This is a genomic window from Rhodanobacter spathiphylli B39, assembly GCF_000264295.1.
Lineage (GTDB): Bacteria > Pseudomonadota > Gammaproteobacteria > Xanthomonadales > Rhodanobacteraceae > Rhodanobacter > Rhodanobacter spathiphylli.
Window position 1 is genome coordinate 1 of sequence record NZ_AJXT01000199.1, and the last position, 228, is coordinate 228.

At 29.8% G+C, this 228-nt stretch carries 1 protein-coding gene; it reads right to left on the reverse strand.

Going from position 1 to position 228, the window contains the following annotated elements:
• On the reverse strand, positions 1–148 hold a 148-nt coding region (locus tag UU7_RS19395; RefSeq protein ID WP_157582458.1), incomplete at its 3' end, for a UvrD-helicase domain-containing protein.
• Positions 149–228: the final 80 nt, after the last annotated feature.

Consider the following 228-nt stretch of genomic DNA (forward strand, 5'->3'; position numbering starts at 1 on the left):
GATCTGTCCTATATCTTAGTTTTTCAAGTTCTTTGGCAATTTTCAAAGTTAACACTCGGGTTTTTCCACTACCAGGACATGCTAATACAAGTGCATTTTCTTCTTCATTAATAGCGGCTATCTGAAATGGATTTAAGTTATTATGCATGTTATTTTAAATCACTCTCCAATAATTTTGCGAATGTACTTAAAATATCTTCATTATCATCTTCATTTAAAATACCTATT